Source organism: Rhodococcus sp. AH-ZY2 (assembly GCF_030916465.1).
GTDB classification, from domain to species: domain Bacteria; phylum Actinomycetota; class Actinomycetes; order Mycobacteriales; family Mycobacteriaceae; genus Rhodococcus; species Rhodococcus ruber.
Window position 1 is genome coordinate 41417 of sequence record NZ_CP126458.1, and the last position, 16556, is coordinate 57972.

At 71.3% G+C, this 16556-nt stretch carries 15 protein-coding genes and 1 pseudogene; 8 read left to right on the top strand and 8 right to left on the bottom strand.

Annotation, left to right across the window (positions count from 1 at the left end; genetic code table 11):
- Positions 1–89: 89 nt before the first annotated feature.
- Positions 90–2615: an ATP-dependent Clp protease ATP-binding subunit gene (locus tag QNA09_RS01015; RefSeq protein ID WP_010594602.1), complete on the top strand. Its 2526-nt coding sequence runs from the start codon at positions 90–92 to the stop codon at positions 2613–2615.
- A 70-nt stretch (positions 2616–2685) separates the two neighbouring features.
- Here the strand turns inward: QNA09_RS01015 and QNA09_RS01020 are convergent, their stop codons facing one another.
- Complete coding sequence (locus QNA09_RS01020) at positions 2686–3279, bottom strand: TIGR03086 family metal-binding protein (protein WP_010594601.1); 594 nt, start codon at positions 3277–3279, stop codon at positions 2686–2688.
- Between the two features lie 94 nt (positions 3280–3373).
- Between QNA09_RS01020 and QNA09_RS01025 the strand changes: the two genes are divergently transcribed.
- Positions 3374–4321: a YafY family protein gene (locus QNA09_RS01025; RefSeq protein WP_010594600.1), complete on the top strand. Its 948-nt coding sequence runs from the start codon at positions 3374–3376 to the stop codon at positions 4319–4321.
- Positions 4322–4330: 9 nt separating this feature from the next.
- On the opposite strand, the gene QNA09_RS01030 is transcribed toward QNA09_RS01025, so the two are convergent.
- The gene (locus QNA09_RS01030; RefSeq protein WP_308072166.1) at positions 4331–5119 is read right to left on the bottom strand and encodes a PIG-L deacetylase family protein; all 789 of its coding nucleotides are present in this window, start codon (positions 5117–5119) and stop codon (positions 4331–4333) included.
- 106 nt (positions 5120–5225) lie between these two features.
- On the opposite strand from QNA09_RS01030, the gene QNA09_RS01035 reads away from it, so the two are divergent.
- Positions 5226–6422: an acyl-CoA dehydrogenase family protein gene (locus QNA09_RS01035; protein ID WP_119699366.1), complete on the top strand. Its 1197-nt coding sequence runs from the start codon at positions 5226–5228 to the stop codon at positions 6420–6422.
- A 19-nt stretch (positions 6423–6441) separates the two neighbouring features.
- Here QNA09_RS01035 and QNA09_RS01040 read toward each other — a convergent pair whose 3' ends face one another.
- On the bottom strand, positions 6442–9288 hold the full coding sequence (locus QNA09_RS01040) for a BTAD domain-containing putative transcriptional regulator (protein ID WP_119699367.1): 2847 nt from the start codon (positions 9286–9288) through the stop codon (positions 6442–6444).
- 47 nt (positions 9289–9335) lie between these two features.
- A pseudogene (locus QNA09_RS01045) lies at positions 9336–9952 on the bottom strand (hypothetical protein).
- Between the two features lie 243 nt (positions 9953–10195).
- On the opposite strand from QNA09_RS01045, the gene QNA09_RS01050 reads away from it, so the two are divergent.
- Entirely contained in the window at positions 10196–10636 is a 441-nt protein-coding gene (locus QNA09_RS01050) for an OsmC family protein (protein ID WP_010594594.1), read from the top strand.
- 63 nt (positions 10637–10699) lie between these two features.
- On the opposite strand, the gene QNA09_RS01055 is transcribed toward QNA09_RS01050, so the two are convergent.
- Entirely contained in the window at positions 10700–11203 is a 504-nt protein-coding gene (locus QNA09_RS01055; RefSeq protein ID WP_048773411.1) for a DUF1990 family protein, read from the bottom strand.
- 10 nt (positions 11204–11213) lie between these two features.
- On the bottom strand, positions 11214–11540 hold the full coding sequence (locus QNA09_RS01060) for an antibiotic biosynthesis monooxygenase (RefSeq protein WP_010594592.1): 327 nt from the start codon (positions 11538–11540) through the stop codon (positions 11214–11216).
- Between the two features lie 32 nt (positions 11541–11572).
- Between QNA09_RS01060 and QNA09_RS01065 the strand changes: the two genes are divergently transcribed.
- Positions 11573–12316 (top strand): alpha/beta fold hydrolase, encoded by a 744-nt coding sequence (locus QNA09_RS01065; protein ID WP_010594591.1) that lies wholly within the window; start codon positions 11573–11575, stop codon positions 12314–12316.
- Between the two features lie 7 nt (positions 12317–12323).
- On the opposite strand, the gene QNA09_RS01070 is transcribed toward QNA09_RS01065, so the two are convergent.
- The gene (locus QNA09_RS01070) at positions 12324–13199 is read right to left on the bottom strand and encodes an A/G-specific adenine glycosylase (RefSeq protein WP_010594590.1); all 876 of its coding nucleotides are present in this window, start codon (positions 13197–13199) and stop codon (positions 12324–12326) included.
- Between the two features lie 95 nt (positions 13200–13294).
- Between QNA09_RS01070 and QNA09_RS01075 the strand changes: the two genes are divergently transcribed.
- Together QNA09_RS01075 and QNA09_RS01080 are read left to right on the top strand one after the other, a co-directional pair.
- Positions 13295–13921: a carbonic anhydrase gene (locus QNA09_RS01075; RefSeq protein WP_010594589.1), complete on the top strand. Its 627-nt coding sequence runs from the start codon at positions 13295–13297 to the stop codon at positions 13919–13921.
- A 58-nt stretch (positions 13922–13979) separates the two neighbouring features.
- Complete coding sequence (locus tag QNA09_RS01080) at positions 13980–14768, top strand: hypothetical protein (RefSeq protein WP_119699368.1); 789 nt, start codon at positions 13980–13982, stop codon at positions 14766–14768.
- A gap of 35 nt (positions 14769–14803) precedes the next feature.
- On the opposite strand, the gene disA is transcribed toward QNA09_RS01080, so the two are convergent.
- Entirely contained in the window at positions 14804–15889 is a 1086-nt protein-coding gene (gene disA / locus QNA09_RS01085) for a DNA integrity scanning diadenylate cyclase DisA (protein WP_010594587.1), read from the bottom strand.
- 97 nt (positions 15890–15986) lie between these two features.
- On the opposite strand from disA, the gene QNA09_RS01090 reads away from it, so the two are divergent.
- A complete protein-coding gene (locus tag QNA09_RS01090; RefSeq protein ID WP_010594586.1) occupies positions 15987–16547 on the top strand; it encodes a PaaI family thioesterase in 561 nt (186 codons plus the stop codon).
- The last annotated feature ends 9 nt before the right edge of the window (positions 16548–16556 follow it).

Sequence of the window (16556 nt, forward strand, 5' to 3'; positions counted from 1 at the left end):
ACGACTCGAGTGCCGGAGCGAAACGCGGCAGCCGGGTCCGGAACGATCCGCGTACCGGACCTGTCGGCCGGAGAGTGTGAGGGAGTGCGATGTTCGAAAGGTTCACCGATCGCGCGCGGCGCGTCGTCGTCCTGGCTCAGGAAGAGGCCAGGATGCTCAACCACAACTACATCGGCACGGAGCACATTCTCCTGGGCCTCATTCACGAAGGCGAGGGCGTAGCGGCCAAGTCGCTCGAATCTTTGGGGATCTCCCTCGAAGGCGTCCGCAGCCAGGTCGAGGAGATCATCGGCCAGGGACAGCAGGCCCCCTCGGGTCACATCCCGTTCACGCCCCGTGCCAAGAAGGTGCTCGAGCTCAGCCTGCGTGAGGCGCTGCAGCTCGGACACAACTACATCGGTACCGAGCACATCCTGCTCGGCCTCATCCGCGAGGGTGAGGGCGTCGCGGCGCAGGTGCTCGTCAAGCTCGGCGCCGACCTGAACCGGGTCCGTCAGCAGGTCATCCAGCTGCTCTCCGGATACCAGGGCAAGGAGCCCCAGGAATCCGGCACCAGCCGTGGCGAGGCCGGCACCCCGTCGACGTCGCTGGTGCTCGATCAGTTCGGCCGCAACCTCACGCAGGCCGCGCTCGAAGGCAAGCTCGACCCCGTCATCGGACGCGCGAAGGAAATCGAGCGCGTGATGCAGGTCCTGAGCCGTCGCACCAAGAACAACCCGGTGCTCATCGGCGAGCCGGGCGTCGGCAAGACCGCCGTCGTCGAGGGCCTGGCGCAGGCCATCGTCAACGGTGAGGTCCCCGAGACCCTCAAGGACAAGCAGCTCTACACCCTCGACCTCGGCTCGCTCGTCGCGGGCAGCCGTTACCGCGGTGACTTCGAGGAACGCCTGAAGAAGGTCCTCAAGGAGATCAACAGCCGCGGCGACATCATCCTGTTCATCGACGAGCTGCACACGCTGGTCGGTGCGGGTGCCGCCGAGGGCGCCATCGACGCGGCGTCGATCCTGAAGCCGAAGCTGGCGCGCGGCGAGCTGCAGACCATCGGTGCCACCACCCTCGACGAGTACCGCAAGTACATCGAGAAGGACGCCGCGCTCGAGCGCCGGTTCCAGCCGGTGCAGGTCGGCGAGCCCACGGTCGAGCACACCATCGAGATCCTCAAGGGTCTGCGCGACCGGTACGAGGCGCACCACCGCGTGTCCATCACCGACAAGGCGCTGGTCGCCGCGGCGAGCCTCGCGGACCGCTACATCAACGACCGCTTCCTGCCGGACAAGGCGATCGACCTCATCGACGAGGCCGGTGCGCGCATGCGCATCCGCCGGATGACCGCGCCGCCGGACCTGCGCGAGTTCGACGACAAGATCGCCGACGCGCGCCGGGAGAAGGAGTCCGCGATCGACGCGCAGGACTTCGAGAAGGCCGCGAACCTGCGCGACAAGGAGAAGCAGCTCGTCGCGCAGCGTGCCGAGCGCGAGAAGCAGTGGCGCGCCGGTGATCTCGACGTCATCGCCGAGGTCGACGAGGAGCAGATCGCCGAGGTTCTCGCCAACTGGACCGGCATCCCGGTGTTCAAGCTCACCGAGGAGGAGACCACCCGTCTGCTCCGCATGGAGGACGAGCTGCACAAGCGGATCATCGGCCAGGAGGACGCCGTCAAGGCCGTCGCCAAGGCGATCCGGCGTACCCGCGCCGGCCTGAAGGACCCGAAGCGTCCCGCCGGTTCGTTCATCTTCGCCGGCCCGTCCGGCGTCGGTAAGACCGAGCTGTCGAAGGCGCTCGCGAACTTCCTGTTCGGCGAGGACGACGCGCTCATCCAGATCGACATGGGCGAGTTCCACGACCGGTTCACCGCGTCGCGCCTGTTCGGTGCCCCTCCGGGCTACGTCGGCTACGAAGAGGGCGGCCAGCTCACCGAGAAGGTGCGCCGCAAGCCGTTCTCCGTGGTTCTGTTCGACGAGATCGAGAAGGCCCACCAGGAGATCTACAACACCCTCCTGCAGGTCCTCGAGGACGGCCGCCTCACCGACGGCCAGGGACGCACGGTCGACTTCAAGAACACCGTGCTGATCTTCACCTCGAACCTCGGTACCGCCGACATCTCGAAGGCGGTGGGCCTGGGCTTCACCAAGGGCACCGGCGCCGAGTCGAACTACGAGCGGATGAAGCTCAAGGTGAACGACGAGCTCAAGAAGCACTTCCGGCCCGAGTTCCTCAACCGCATCGACGACATCATCGTCTTCCACCAGCTCACCCAGGAGCAGATCATCGAGATGGTGGACCTGATGATCGGTCGTGTCGAGGTGCAGCTGAAGAACAAGGACATGGGCATCGAGCTCACCGAGAAGGCGAAGTCGCTGCTCGCCAAGCGCGGCTTCGACCCGGTCCTCGGCGCCCGGCCGCTGCGTCGCACGATCCAGCGCGAGATCGAGGACCAGCTCTCGGAGAAGATTCTCTTCAACGAGATCGGCCCCGGCCAGATCGTCCTGGTCGACGTCGAAGGCTGGGACGGCGAGGGTGCCGGCGAGAACGCGAAGTTCACCTTCACCCCGAGCGAGAAGCCGGCTGCGGTGCCCGACACCCCGGCGGTGGCCCTGGCCAAGGACGCCGAGTAGTCCTGCTGTAACGAACGCCGACGGGCGGCACCCTCTGCGGGTGCCGCCCGTCGGCGTCGGTGTGTCCGGATCAGCGCCGCCACGCGGCGGTCTCCCGCCCGGACCAGTTCGCGAGCCGTTCGAGGGGGCTCGCATCCGGTGCGGACTCGACGACCGTGCCGAAGGGCACCCGTCCGCCGCGCCGGGCTGCGGGAATGCTGCGGCGCGCGACGGCGAACGCGGCCTCCACGAGCGCCGCGTCGGGCTCGGTCTGCAGACCGGTGGCGGCGGAGAGGTCCCATCCGTGCACGAGGGCCTCGTTGAGGTTGCTCAGCACCGCGGCGCGTCCGGGTACCGTTCCCCACGGCGCGACGACGGACCGGTCGAGCACGTCGTCGTCGCTCCACACCTTCCGGTAGTGGGCCTGCGCCCGTTCGAGCTCGGCCCGCCACGCGTCGTCGGGGACACCGGTGAGGAATTCCGGGATGCTCAACGGGTCGCCGCCGCTGCCGATCACCCGCCCCCTGTCCACGGTCGCGACGAGGTGGCCGAGCAGGGCACGCACGTCGAACTGCGGGCAGGGAGTCGGGTCGGTCATCTGCTCGGGGCGCACTTGCGCGAACAGCGTGTCCACCCATGCCAGGGCGTCACGGTAGAGGGGACGGGGATCGGTGACGGTGCTCATGTCGGGCCTCCCGGTGGTGTGTCGATGTCGGCGGACACGATGCTTCCTTCCAAACACGACATCTCCTGTCAGGTATCTCTGCGAGAGTGCCGGCATGCGCGCGGATCGGTTGCTGTCCCTCGTCCTGCTGCTGCGGCACCGCGGCCGGATGACCGCGCCCGCAATCGCCCGGGAACTCGAGGTTTCGGTGCGCACCGTGCTGCGCGACGTCGAGGCGTTGTCCACGGCAGGCATCCCCGTCTACGCCGAACGCGGACGCGCCGGCGGGTTCTCGTTGCTGCCCGGCTTCACCACCGACCTGACCGGTCTGACCGTCGACGAGGCGACCGCCCTGCTCGCGGCGAGCGCCTCGGCCACGCCCGACTCGCTCGGCATGGCGCCCGCGTTCGCCTCGGCGATGCGGAAGGTGACCGTCGCGCTGCCCGAGGCGCAGCGCACCGCCGCGGCGCGCGTCGGGGAGCGGATCGTCGTCAGCTCGTCCGGGTGGGTGGTCGACCACCGGCGGGACGAGCACCTCGGCGTCGTCCAGCAGGCCGTCTTCACCGATCGTCGTCTGCGCATCCACTACCGTTCCCGTGGCGCCGAGACGCGGTGGCGGACCGTCGATCCGCTCGGGTTGGTCAGCGCGGCGGGCCGCTGGTACCTCGTAGCCCTGCATCGCGGCGCCGAACGCACCTACCGCCTCTCCCGGATGGAACGGGTGCAACTGCTCGACACCGCGGCGCACCGCCCGCCCGACGTCGATCTCGCCCGGATCTGGCGCCGGCACCGCGCCGAGTTCCGGGCCGGCCTGGGCACGGTCACCGCCGCGGTGAAGATCCGGGACCGGCGCCGGGACGACCTCGCGGTGATCGCGATCCGCATCGTCACGCAGCGGCCCACGGGCGACGGGTGGTGGGAGACCGAGGTGGAGTTCGGTGGGGCCGGCCACGCCGGGGCCGCGATGTGGCAGCTGGGGGACGACGCCGAGCTGCTCGGACCGCCCGAGCTCCGGGAACAGGTCCGGTCGGCGGCGGAGCACCTCGCCGAGCGGCACCGGTAGCCCTGCCTCTCACGCCGCCGCCGCCGTGCCTGTCCTCGCCGTGCCTGTCCTCGCCGTGCCTGTCGTTGCCTCGTCGTGGTCGGGGACGCGGAGAGCGTCGACGAACGCCTCCTCCGCGATCTGGGCCGCGTAGATCGCGGGATCGATCCGCGCGACGAGGTCGCCGGTCTGGGTGGCAATGGCCCGCAGTGCGGTGAGTTTGCGGTCGAGCTCGGGTCCCTGCAGCCGGACGTGGACCGCGAGCTGCTCTTCGGGAATGCCGGTGGGGCGCTCGTCGCTCATGTACATGCCCCATTCCTCGTAGAGGTCCCGGAACCGGTCGAGATGCTCCACGGTCGGCGTGGCGTACAGCAACCGGGACCGGCCGCCGCGGTCACGCCAGGCGCGGGTGACCCAGCGATGCACGGCGTTGTGATCCGGGTGGTAGGTCATTCCGTCGGCACCGAAGGTCAGGATCGTGTCGGGGCGGAGGTCGTCGAGGAGCCGGCCGGCCCACGAGAGACCGGCGTCGTCGTGATCGGTGAGGGCGCCGTCCGGCAGGCCGAGGACGTGGTGCTCCTCGACGCCGAGCACGGCCATGGCGGCGGCTGCCTCCCAGCGGCGGACCCGGCCCAGGCGTTCCGGCGGCCACGAGCGAGGATCTGCGGTTCCGTGCTCGCCGGCGCTGGCCGATGCGCACACGACGCGCCGGCCGGCGTCGCGGGCGGCGGCCATGATCCCCGCCGCGAGATAGGTCTCGTCGTCGGGGTGGGCCCAGATCGACAGGATCGTCCCGAGCCGGGAGGTCGTCGCGTTCATGCTTGTCACGGTGCGGGAGAGGACTCCCACGGCGCCCCCACGTGCTCTCACGGCGGTGTGATCCGGTGGGAGCGCGGCGGGAGCGGACCGGCGCATCGTCGTGGTCATGGACACCACACTCACCATGAACTCGACCCGCAACGGGGCGGCCGAGCTGCCGACAGAGATGCTGGAGCGGTTCCGCTCCCGTGCCGGCGAACTCGACCGGTCCAACTCCTACTTCGACGAGGACCTCGCGGAACTGCGAGCGGCCGGCTACCTCGCCGCCGCCGTACCCGTCCGCTACGGGGGATGGGGTCTCGATCTGGCCCGGCTGGCCGCGAGTCAGCGGCGCCTCGCGCGCTATGCCCCGGCCACTGCGCTCGCGATGACGATGCACTCGTACTGGATCGGGATCGCGACCGAACTGGAACGCACGGGCGACACGTCGCTCCGCTGGATTTCGGAGGCCGCGGTGGCCGGCGACGTGTTCGCTGCCGGCCACGCCGAGACGGGCAACGACATCCCGGTGCTCCTGTCGACGTGCCGGGCGCAGCGCGTGGCGGGCGGCTACCGCCTGACCGGCCGCAAACAGTTCGGCTCCAACGGTCCCGCGTGGCGGTGGCTCGGCGCGCATGCCGTCGACGCGGACGCGGCCGGCGGGCCGCACATCGTGCACGCGTTCGTCGAGCGAGGCAGCGCGGGGGTGAACGTCGTGCCGACGTGGGACACCCTCGGCATGCGGCCGACGCAGAGCCACGACACGGTCCTCGACGACGTCTTCGTGCCCGACGACCGCATCGGGCGGGTGGTTCCCGCGGGCGACGGCAGCGATCCGTTTCTCGTGGCGATGACGATGTGGCCGCTTGCGCTCATGGCGGCGGTGTATCTGGGGATCGCCGACCGCGCCCTCGAACTCGCTGTCCGCAGCGCCCGCCGCAAGACCTCGGTGGCGATCGAGCGGGGCGCATACGCCTACAACCCGTTCGTGCAGCATCAGGTTGCACAGATGTATCTCGAGCTGGACGCCGCCTCGGCGACGCTCGACCGGTTCGTCGCGGACCGGGTGGCGGGCGCGGACCACGGCGACGAATGGGTTCCCAAGGTGTACGCGATGAAGTGGCGAGCGGTGGAGGCGGCCAAACGGGTCGTCGACATCGCCCTCGACGTGGCCGGCGGCGCCGGCATGTTCACCGGGAACGAGCTCGAACGCCTCTACCGCGACGTGCGGTGCGGGGGATTCCACCCCGGGAACGACGCGCTCACCCACGAACTCGTCGGCAAGTCGTTGCTCGGCATCCTCGGCGAACAGCCCCGATGGTGAGGTCCCGGGTCCCCCGCGGTCACAGGGCGCGGAGCGCATGCTCGGCGGCGGCCTCGCCGTCGAGCAGCGCCCCGCGCCGCCGCGCCGCCTCGTACTCGTCGTCGCCGAGCTCGGTGCGCAACCGCACGCCGAGATCGTCCAGAGCCACCTCGTCGGCACCGAAGATGCGGTGACCGGCCGCTGTCGTACGCACGGCCCCCTCGAGCACCGCGGCGTCCCGGTAGCGGCCCAGGCGTTCGAGAAGTCCGGCGATCGAGCGCAGCATCGTCCACTGCGTCGACCACATCCCGGCCCGCCGCCAGTGCGGGATCAGCCGCCGGTACTCGGCGGCGGCCGCCACGGGGTCACCGATCCGGGCGTCGATGGACGCCTTCGACGCACCGGCGAGGCCGGTGACGAACGAGGCGTTCGTCTGCTCCGCGATCTCCAGTGCCCGTGCGAAGCGGGCGCGGGCCCGTTCGACGTCGACCGCCAGGTCCGCCTCCCCGGCGCAGTGCCAGACGTACGCCGCGTGCGGTGTGCGTGCATCGCCGATCTCGGTGAGGAGTGCCGCGGCCAGCCCGACGGCGGCCGGTGCGCCCGCATAGCCCAGCGGCAGCAGCTCGCTGGCACGTGCCATGAGGCGCTGCGCCGGGTCGTGCACGGCTGCCGCGGCGGCCCGCCGGTACCAGGCGGCGGCCGCGTCCAGGTGACCTTCGAACAACTCGTAGCTCCCGCGGACGGTCAGTGCTTCGGCCGCCGGCTCGGTCTTCACCCGCTCCACCGCACGCAGCGCAGCGACACTGAGCCGGCCGGTCTCGGTCACGTCGCCGGACATCCACGCCGCGTAGGCGGCCACCACCTGCACGCGCGCGGCGAACGGGCTCCGTCCCTCCGCGTCGGCGGCGATCACCATCCGTGCCCAGTTCAGTACGTCCGGTCGCAACCGGAAGATTCCGTAGTCCAGCAGGGCGTTGACGAGTCGGCCCGCCGGGGCGATCTCGTCGTGGTCGAGCATCCAGCCGAGCGCACTGCGCAACTCCGGTACGGCGGCGTCGATCTGCGACAGGACCGGCTCACCCGGCTGCAGCAGTCGGGAATCCGCACGGTCGACCCAGTCGACGAGGTGCCGGGCGTGCCGCTCCGCGACCGTGTCGGCTCGGCCCGCACGGACGAGCTGTTCGGCGCCGAACGCCCGCAACGTCTCGAGCAGCATGTACCGGCGACCGGGCATCCGCATCACCAGCGAACGCTCCACGAGGTGCGTCAACGCCGCGACGGTCGTCCCGGGATCCGTGCCGCAGACCGCCGCGGCGTCGGCCGCGTCGAACGAGCCCGCGAACACCGACAGGTCCGCGAAGGTCCGCCGCAGATCCTCCGGGAGCAGCCCGAACGACCACGACACGGCCGCGGCCAGCGACGCGTGCCGTGGGGTCGTGCGGTACCCCGACGCCAGCAGCTCGAAGCGGTGGTCCAGGCCCGCCGCGACCTCCGCGACCTCGTGGGTGTGTAGGCACGCCGCCGCCAGCTCGATCGCCAGCGGCAACCCGTCCAGGCGTCGCACGATCTCGGCGATGCAGGCACGTTCCCTCCCGTCCGGCTCGAAGCCGGGGACGACGGCTCGCGCCCGCTCCTCGAACAGCCGCACGGCCGGGGCGTCCTCGCCGTCGTACGACAGCGGCGGCACCCTGCGGACGTGCTCGCCCACGACGCGGAGCCGTTCCCGGCTCGTCGCCACGACCCGCACGTGCGCACATGTGCCGAGCAGGCGTTCGACGAAGGCGGCGATCGGCTCGAGCACGTGCTCGCAGTTGTCGAGCAACAGCACGATCTCGGTCTCGCCCAGCACGTCGGCCACCCGCTCGGCGAGTGCGGTGCCGGGCCGGGCGTCGATCCGCAGGGCGGCGGCGACCACATCGACCGCGGAGTCCGGCTCGGCGGTGGCCAGCTCGCACAGCACCACCGGACGGTCCGGGCGGGCGGCGCGGAGCCGGTGCCCGGTTTCGAGGAGCAGCCGGGTCTTGCCCACCCCACCCGGGCCGACCAGGGTCACCAGTCGCCCCGACTCCGTCAGCCCGGTCACCTCCGCAGCGAGGGCGTCCCGGCCGACGAGTGACGTCGCCGGAACCGGCAGCCTGCCCACCGGAGCCCACACCCGATCGGTGGCACCGGCGAGCAGTTCCGTGTGGTGGGCCGCCAGTGCCGGCGACGGCTCGATGCCCAGCTCGTCGCCGATCAGCCGCCGGAAATCGTCGTAGACGCGCAGCGCCTCGGCCCGGCGTCCCGTTGCCGCGAGCGCCGTCATCAGAAGCCCACGCGGTCGTTCCCTCGACGGCTGCGCGTCGGCCAGTGCGGCCAGTTCGGCAACGAGGCCGTCGGTGTCGCCCCGCGCGAGCCGCGCCTCGGCCCGCACCTCGCGGGCCCGGAACCGCAGTTCCTCCAGCCGCGTCGCCTCCACGCGGGCCTCGTCCACGTCGTCGAGCTCCGGGTAGGCGGGACCCTGCCAGCGCGCGAGCACGGCCTCGATCTCGGCTGCATCGGTCGTTCCCCCCGTCGAGACCGCGACGAGGCGGTCGGCGTCGACCTCCACGCGGGCCGGATCGAGCCGATAGCCCTCACCGACGGACTCGATCAGGCCGTGGGGCAGGCCACGACGCAGCCGGAACATGTGGTTCTGCAGGGCGGCGGCCGGATCCGCCGGCAGCCTGGACGGCCACAGGGCGTCGACGGCGGAGTGCGCGGGCACCACCCGGCCCCGCCGAAGCACCAGCAGGGCCAGCAGGCGCCGCTGCAGCAGCCCGTCGGGAGTGATGTCCCGACGATCCCCGTCCAGCACGCGGATCGGGCCGAGCACCTCGACCCGCACCCGGTCGCCACCCGTGGCCACGTTTCCATTGGACCACCCGCGCCGGTCTCCTGCCGAGACCCGGGACGTCAGGTTCGATGCGGGCCCGGCGGGTCGGCCGGACGCATCGACAGCGCCGCGACGAGGAAGCACAGCGCCCCGACGAACGTGCCGACGTCGGCGAGCCTCGGCGCGAACGTTGCGCCCGCCGGGTCGACGTGGGCGCCGACGGCCGCGGCACCGAAGGCGAGCGAACCGAGCATGTTCAGCCAGGTGCTGCGCCAGTTGCGGGCGTGCGGATCCCACAGCGCATCGGTGTCGGTGGTGGCCACCACCCCAGGGCACTGCTGACGAGGAAGCACACCGAGCCGACAGCGTCGGGGCGCCACACGAGATTCCGCTCCTCGGTCGCCGTCAGACCGGCGACGAGCGCGAATCCCGTGCTCACGTTGAATGCGAGGGTGCCGACCCACTGCACCGCGGCCGACCACCAGTCGTACCGGTCCACGCGGGTCACCGTCGGCGGGCGGTGCGTCAGCAGCAGTTGCACCGTCGCCGCCGCGGTGAAGAACCACGAGCCCACGAAGTAGAGCAGATTGGAGGTGGCGGCGGGGAGGACGAGCACGCCGCCGGCACCGGCCCCGAACAGGGCGGAACCGACGACGAACAGTCGCGATTCGCGGCGCAGCGTCGGCCGGGTGAACACACCCGCGAACCTAGTGGGCGCGGCCCGGCGTCGTGCAGATTGTGGTTCGTGCGGCGCGTGCCGGGGCGCCTCGCCGCTGTTGTCGGGGCGCTCGCCGCCGTTGCAGGGGCGGCTCGCCGCCGTTGCAGGGGCGGCTCGCCGCCGTTGCCCGGGCGGCTCGCCGCCGTGCGGAAGCAGCGCCGCGCCGCGCCACGTGGCGTAGGTTCGGCGGAGAGGACACGCTACGACGAAAGGGACCGATCGATGCCCACACGTACCTCTCGCACAGCCTGGAACGGTGGCCTGCAGGACGGCGCAGGCCAGGTCGAACTCACCAGCTCCGGCCGCGCCACGTTCGATGTCTCGTTCCCCAAGCGGGCGGCGGACGACGCCGACGGCACCACCAGCCCGGAGGAACTCATCGCCGCGGCGCACTCGTCGTGCTACGCGATGCAGCTCTCGGCGCTCATCGCCGAGGCCGGCGGCACACCGCAGAGCCTCGACGTCACGGCCGACGTCTCGCTCGGCCCGGACCCGAACGGCGGATTCCGGCTCACCGGCATCAAGCTGACGGTCCGCGGCGAGGTCGACGGTCTCGACGCCGACGGGTTCGCGAAGGCGGCGCAGGGAGCCAAGGAGGGGTGCCCGGTCAGCAAGGCCCTGACCGGGGTGGACATCACGCTCGACGCAGCGCTCGAATCCTGAACGACCCGGCGAGTGCGCACGTCCCGCGGCGACGACCGCCGGGAGGTGCGCACTCGCGCTGTTTCAGCCGCCGGTGAGCGCGTCGAGGTAACGGCCCATCATCCACCGCTGAGCGAGCGGCAGGACCGGTGCACCGAGGCGGGTGAACCAGCGACCGGGCCGGGAGACGGCAGTGATGTGCCCGAACACCACGCCGTCGGGTCGTCGCTCGACCACGAACGCCTCTTCCCCGCTGATGGGGTGTCCCTCGAGCGTGCCGTAGGCGAAGCCGCGACGGTTCGGCTCGTCGACGACGTAGACCACCCGGCACCACGCCCCCCAGCGCACCGGACCGAAAGGGGGATCCAGCCGTACCTCCAGTCCCGTCCGCGGGGCGGGGGTGTGTGAATCGACGCGAAAACCCGCATGCCGCTGCATGTTCCAGCTTTCGAGCGCCCGGATGGCGGTGCGGAACGCGACGTCGCCCGAGCCGAGGCGGGAGGTCAGGTGCGCGTGCCGGAACCCCGCCGGCGTCTCGCCGCGGGTCGCGCCGACGTGCGGGTAGTTGAACGAGCGCTGTGCGTTCACGTCGGCACGCTCAGTCCCGGGCGGCGTCCTCGCCGGTGGCTTTGACGTCGAGTACGACCTCGAACTCGAGCAACGACGCACCCGATGCGACCGGTCGCTTCGCCTCACCGGCGTGCGCCTGCCGGGCCGGGCCGTCCCGCCAGGCCGCGAACGCCTCCTCCGACTCCCACTGGGTCACCACGAAGTAGCGCGACTCGCCCTGCACCGGACGCAGGAGCTGGAATCCGAGGAATCCGGGGGAGTTCTCCACGGTGTGCGCCCGATGCGCGAAGCGCGTCTCCAGTTCCGGGCCGGCGCCCTCGGGGACCTCGATTGCGTTGATCTTCACCACTGCCATGGCGGCGAGCGTACTCCGCTACCTTGGCGGTTGTGTTGCACGACGAAGGTGGTTCCGGGCGGCCGATCCTGCTGCTGCACGGCCTGATGGGCAGCTCCCGCACCTGGCGACGGCACGTGCCGTGGCTGCGCAGCCACGGTCGCGTCCACACCTTCGATGCCGCCGGCCACGGGCGTCCCGCCCCGGACCGGCTCACCACCGAGGCGTTCGTCGCCGACCTCGCCGCGCACGTGGACGACATCGGTGAACCCCTGGTGGTGATCGGGCACTCGATGGGCGCGCTGCACGGGTGGTGCTTCGCCGCCGCGCACCCCGACCGGGTGGCCGGCCTCGTCGTCGAGGACATGGCCCCCGACTTCCGTGGCCGCACCGCCGCGGACTGGGCCGCGATGATCGCGCAGTGGCCGCAGCCGTTTCCGGACGAGGACGCGGTCGTCGGCTACTTCGGCGACGTCGCCGGGCGGTACTTCCTCGATTCCTTCGAGCATCGCGCCGACGGCTGGTACCTGCACGGGGAGGTGGGCACCTTCAGGGACATCTCCGAGGAGTGGGGCTCCCGGCACTTCTGGGACCAGTGGCGGTCGATCTCGGTGCCGGCCCTGCTCGTCGAGGGCGAGTTCACCATCACGCCCGAAGGGCAGATGCGGCGGATGGCCGCCGAGCACCCCCGGTCCCGGTACGTCCGGGTCCCGGGCGCGGGGCACCTGGTGCACGACGAGCGCCCCGGCGAGTACCGCGCCGAGGTCGAGCGATTCCTCGACACGCTCGACGAGTGAGCGCGGCTCAGCCTTCGCCGGCGAGCGCGAAACGCCCGTCGTCGGTCTGCTCGACCAGGCCGTCCACTAGCAGCGAGTGCAGCGCCCGGTCGCGCTGCCCCGGATCCGCGAGCCACACCCGGTCCAGCACCGGCCGCTCGACGGGGACGTCGCTCTCGCGCAACACCGCCATGAGCTTGCCCCGCACCTGACGGTCGGTGCCCGTGAACTTCTGCACCCGTCGCTGCGGGCCGTCGTGGGCGGGCCGGCCGGCCTCCACCCACTCGCACCGCGGGAGCGGACACCGGGCGCAGTCGGGTGAGCGGGCCGTGCAGATCGTCGCGCCGAGTTCCATCAGGGCTGCGGAGAACGTCGCCGCCCGCTCGCGGGTGCGCGGCAGCAGCGCCTCGACGTCGGCCAGGTCCCGCGTCGTCGAGGGATTGCCGGGCTCGGCCGCGCCGTGCACCGCGCGTGCGACGACCCGGCGGACGTTCGTGTCCACCACCGGGACCCGCCGGCCGTACGCGAAACAGGCGACGGCACGCGCCGTGTAGGCGCCGATGCCGGGCAGGGTCAGCAGCACGTCCACGTCCGCCGGCACCTCGTCGCCGTGCTCGGCGGCCAGGACGGCGGCGCACTCGTGCAGCCGCAGGGCCCGTCGCGGATATCCGAGCTTGCCCCACGCGCGCAGCACGTCGGCCCGGCTCGACGCGGCCATCGCCGACGGCACCGGCCAGCGCTGCACCCACTCCAGCCAGATCGGGGCCACCCGGACCACCGGGGTCTGCTGCAGCATCACCTCACTCATCAGGATCTGCCAGCCGGTCACCCCGTCTTCGCGCCACGGCAGATCCCTCGCCTCGGCGGCGTACCACCGCAGCAGGGCGGTCGCGTCGACCGGCATCTCTCACGTCCTCCTGTCGGAATGTCGGACCGATGTGACCTCGCGGTAACCCGGCCGTGCGGGGCGCGTCACAGGCCAGGGTGGATAATGTCCGTATGCCGAACTCCAACCCCATCTCCGCCTGGAAGGCCCTGACCGAGGGTAACCAGCGCTTCGTCAGTGGTACCCCGCTGCATCCCAGCCAGGGCATCGACCGTCGCGCCGAACTGGTCAACGGACAGCACCCCATCGCCGTGCTCTTCGGATGCGGTGACTCCCGGGTGGCCGCCGAGATCATCTTCGACCAGGGCCTCGGTGACATGTTCGTCGTGCGCACCGCGGGGCACGTGATCGACAGCGCCGTCCTCGGTTCGATCGAGTACGCCGTGGGTGTGCTGAACGTGCCGCTGATCATCGTGCTCGGACACGACAGCTGCGGCGCGGTCAAGGCGACCCTGGACGCCCTCGACGAGGGTCGGATTCCTCCGGGGTTCATCCGGGACATCGTCGAGCGGGTCGCACCGTCGATCCTCATGGGTCGCAACGACGGGCTGTCCACCGTCGACGAGCTCGAGGGCCGGCATGTGGTGGAGACCGCGAAGCTGATCGGTCAGCGGTCCCAGATCATCGCCGAGCGCATCGCCAACGGGCAGTGCGCCATCGCGGGCGTGACCTACAAGCTCTCCGACGGACACGTCCAGCTGCAGGGACACGTCGGCGACATCGGTGTGACGGTCGACTGACGCGACACGCCGACTTCGGTGCGGCGGCCCCTCGCCGGTGGCACATACCGTGGGAGACGTGCTTGAACCGAACGGGCCGCTGCCCCCCGAGATCTACTGGCGTCGACGCGCGCTCGCCGTGGGTGTCGGCGTGGTCGTGCTCGCGCTCGTCGTGTGGCTCGTCCTGTCCCTGACCGGCGGGGGCGACGACCCGGAGCCGGATCCGGCGGCCGCCGGCGTCCTGACGTCCGAGACCAGCACCACCCGCACCCCGACCAGCAGCACGGGGGAGGAGACGGACGAGGATACGGCCGACGGTGTCGCCGCGGCCGGGCCCGGCGGGTCCTCCGGCGGCACCCAGTCGGGGTCGTCCCAGTCGGGGTCGTCCCAGTCGGGGTCGTCCCAGTCGAGCACGCCGTCGGGATCCGCCGCGTCCTCGAGTTCCGCGGCGGCGAGCGCATCCGCCGTCGCCGCCGGGCAGTGCCCGGACCAGGCGCTCGCCGTGCGGGTGACCGCGGACCGGCCCAACTACCAGGTGGGTGAGGAACCCGAGTTCACGATCGTCATCACGAACATCGGCACGACCGCGTGCGAGCGTGATCTCGGCGCGGGTCTGCAGCAGGTGCTGGTGTACTCGCTCGACGGCAGCCGGCGCTTGTGGTCGAACACCGACTGCTTCCCCGAGTCGACCGCCGATGTGCGCAAGCTGGCTCCGGGCGACCAGGCCGCCTTCGCGGTGAAGTGGTCCGGAACGACCTCCGAGCCCGGATGCCAGGCGCCACGGGAGCGGGTTCCGGCCGGCGCGTACACGGTGGTCGGCCAGCTCGGCGGCCTGCGCAGCACCCCCGAGCCGTTCAACATCGCCTGATCCGTCGCCCGACCGGCGCCGCTGCGAGCCGCGGATCAGTCGTACGGGCCGTTGATCGACGACTCCGCCAGACGCGACAGGCCTTCGCGGATGGAGCGCGCCCACAGCCCGCCGATCCCCTCCACGGACTGCAGGTCCGCCGCCGTTGCCGCGAGCAGGCCCTGCAAGCTCCCGAACGAGCTCACCAGCCGATGGATCTGCGAGGACTGCAGCCGCGGCACGCGATGCAGCACGCGATAGCCACGCGGACTCGTCGCGGTGTCCAGGGCCTCGATCGTGCCCGGATACCCGAACACGCGCGCCAACGTCGTCAGATCCAGCAGGTCGACGTCGGTGAGCCGATCCAGCGCGGCCAGGGTCTGCTCGACCGCGACGAGTTGCGGGGCCTCCGAACCGGCCAGATAGTCCCGCACGATCAGCTGGCGGGCCAGGTCGTTGTCGCCCACCAGCTCCTCGAGCTGCAGCGCCAGCTGGCGGCCGTCGGTGCCCAGTTGGAGCACCTCCTGTTCGATCTCCACCGAGACGCGCCGCACCATCTCGAGCCGCTGCGCGACGGTGAGCGCATCGCGCAGCGTCACGAAGTCCTCGATCTCCACCACCGACAGCTGCCGGGTGACCTCGTCCAGCCGCGACTTGTAGCGCTCGAGCGTCGCGACGGCCTGGTTGGCGCGCGAGAGAATGGTCGCCGAATCGTTGATCACGTGCCGCTGACTGTCGACGTAGACGGTCACGATGCTCATCGACTGGCTCACCGACACCACCGGGTAGCCGGTCTGGATCGCGGTGCGCTCCGCGGCGCGGTGCCGCGTTCCCGATTCGACGGTCGGGATCCGGTGATCGGGTACCAGCTGCACGTTGGCCCGCACGATCCGGCTGCCGTCGGTGGACACCACGACCGCGCCGTCCATCTTCGACAGCTCACGCAGCCGGGTGGGAGCGAACTCCACGTCCAGCTCGAAGCCGCCGTCGCACAGCGCCGCCACCTCGTCGTCGAAACCGAGAACGATGAGGCCTCCGGTGCGGCCGCGCAGGATGCGCTCGAGACCGTCGCGCAGGGCGGTGCCGGGTGCCAGCCGGGCGATGGTCTCGCGCAGCGTCACGGACGGTGCCACATCGGTCATCGATGGTTCCTTCCCGTGTCCGGCCGGTGCGGCGAACGTCACTTCGTGTCGGTCCGCCCGGTGGAGCCGACCGAACCGCCGACTAGATTACTTCCCCATGAGCGGTACCTGGACCCTGCCCGACGACCTCGCCCTTCCCGAGCTTCCCGACGACCATCCCGGGGCGGGCGCACCGATTCCGTCTCATTGGAGCAAGTGCTTCGGCTGCGGGGACGACCAGCCCGCGGGAATGGCGATGCAGTTCACCTTCGGGGAGGGCCTCGAGGTCACCGGCATGCTCGACGTCGCGAACCGCTACCAGGGCGGTCCCGGTTTCATCCACGGCGGGATCCTGACGACGGCGTTCGACGAGGCGCAGGGCATGGCGTGCATGGTGCTGCGCCGGCCCGTCGTCACCGGCCACCTGCAGATCGACTTCGCCGCGCCCATCCCGCTCGGGTCGGTGCTGGAACTGCGCGCGCGGATCGACGGCACCGTGCGCCGCAAGGTCTACACCAGCGCGGAGGCCCGCATCGTCGAGGGACCGTTCGCCGATCCGGATGTCGTCGTCGCGACGTCGCGCGGGCTGTTCCTCACCGTCGGTGCGCAGCACTTCGACAGGGCGAAGGACTTCGTCGACGGGGTCCCCGTGTCGCCGCACGGCACCTCGTCCGTCTGACACCGGGTC

Bases quoted from the DNA above. Each gene is read 5' to 3' on its own strand.
- disA (WP_010594587.1), bottom strand. From the start codon at position 15,889: ATGACCGATGTGGCACCGTCCGTGACGCTGCGCGAGACCATCGCCCGG.
- QNA09_RS01050 (WP_010594594.1), top strand. From the start codon at position 10,196: ATGCCCACACGTACCTCTCGCACAGCCTGGAACGGTGGCCTGCAGGAC.
- QNA09_RS01070 (WP_010594590.1), bottom strand. From the start codon at position 13,199: ATGCCGGTCGACGCGACCGCCCTGCTGCGGTGGTACGCCGCCGAGGCG.
- QNA09_RS01025 (WP_010594600.1), top strand. From the start codon at position 3,374: ATGCGCGCGGATCGGTTGCTGTCCCTCGTCCTGCTGCTGCGGCACCGC.
- QNA09_RS01030 (WP_308072166.1), bottom strand. From the start codon at position 5,119: ATGAACGCGACGACCTCCCGGCTCGGGACGATCCTGTCGATCTGGGCC.
- QNA09_RS01015 (WP_010594602.1), top strand. From the start codon at position 90: ATGTTCGAAAGGTTCACCGATCGCGCGCGGCGCGTCGTCGTCCTGGCT.
- QNA09_RS01090 (WP_010594586.1), top strand. From the start codon at position 15,987: ATGAGCGGTACCTGGACCCTGCCCGACGACCTCGCCCTTCCCGAGCTT.
- QNA09_RS01075 (WP_010594589.1), top strand. From the start codon at position 13,295: ATGCCGAACTCCAACCCCATCTCCGCCTGGAAGGCCCTGACCGAGGGT.
- QNA09_RS01020 (WP_010594601.1), bottom strand. From the start codon at position 3,279: ATGAGCACCGTCACCGATCCCCGTCCCCTCTACCGTGACGCCCTGGCA.
- QNA09_RS01035 (WP_119699366.1), top strand. From the start codon at position 5,226: ATGGACACCACACTCACCATGAACTCGACCCGCAACGGGGCGGCCGAG.
- QNA09_RS01060 (WP_010594592.1), bottom strand. From the start codon at position 11,540: ATGGCAGTGGTGAAGATCAACGCAATCGAGGTCCCCGAGGGCGCCGGC.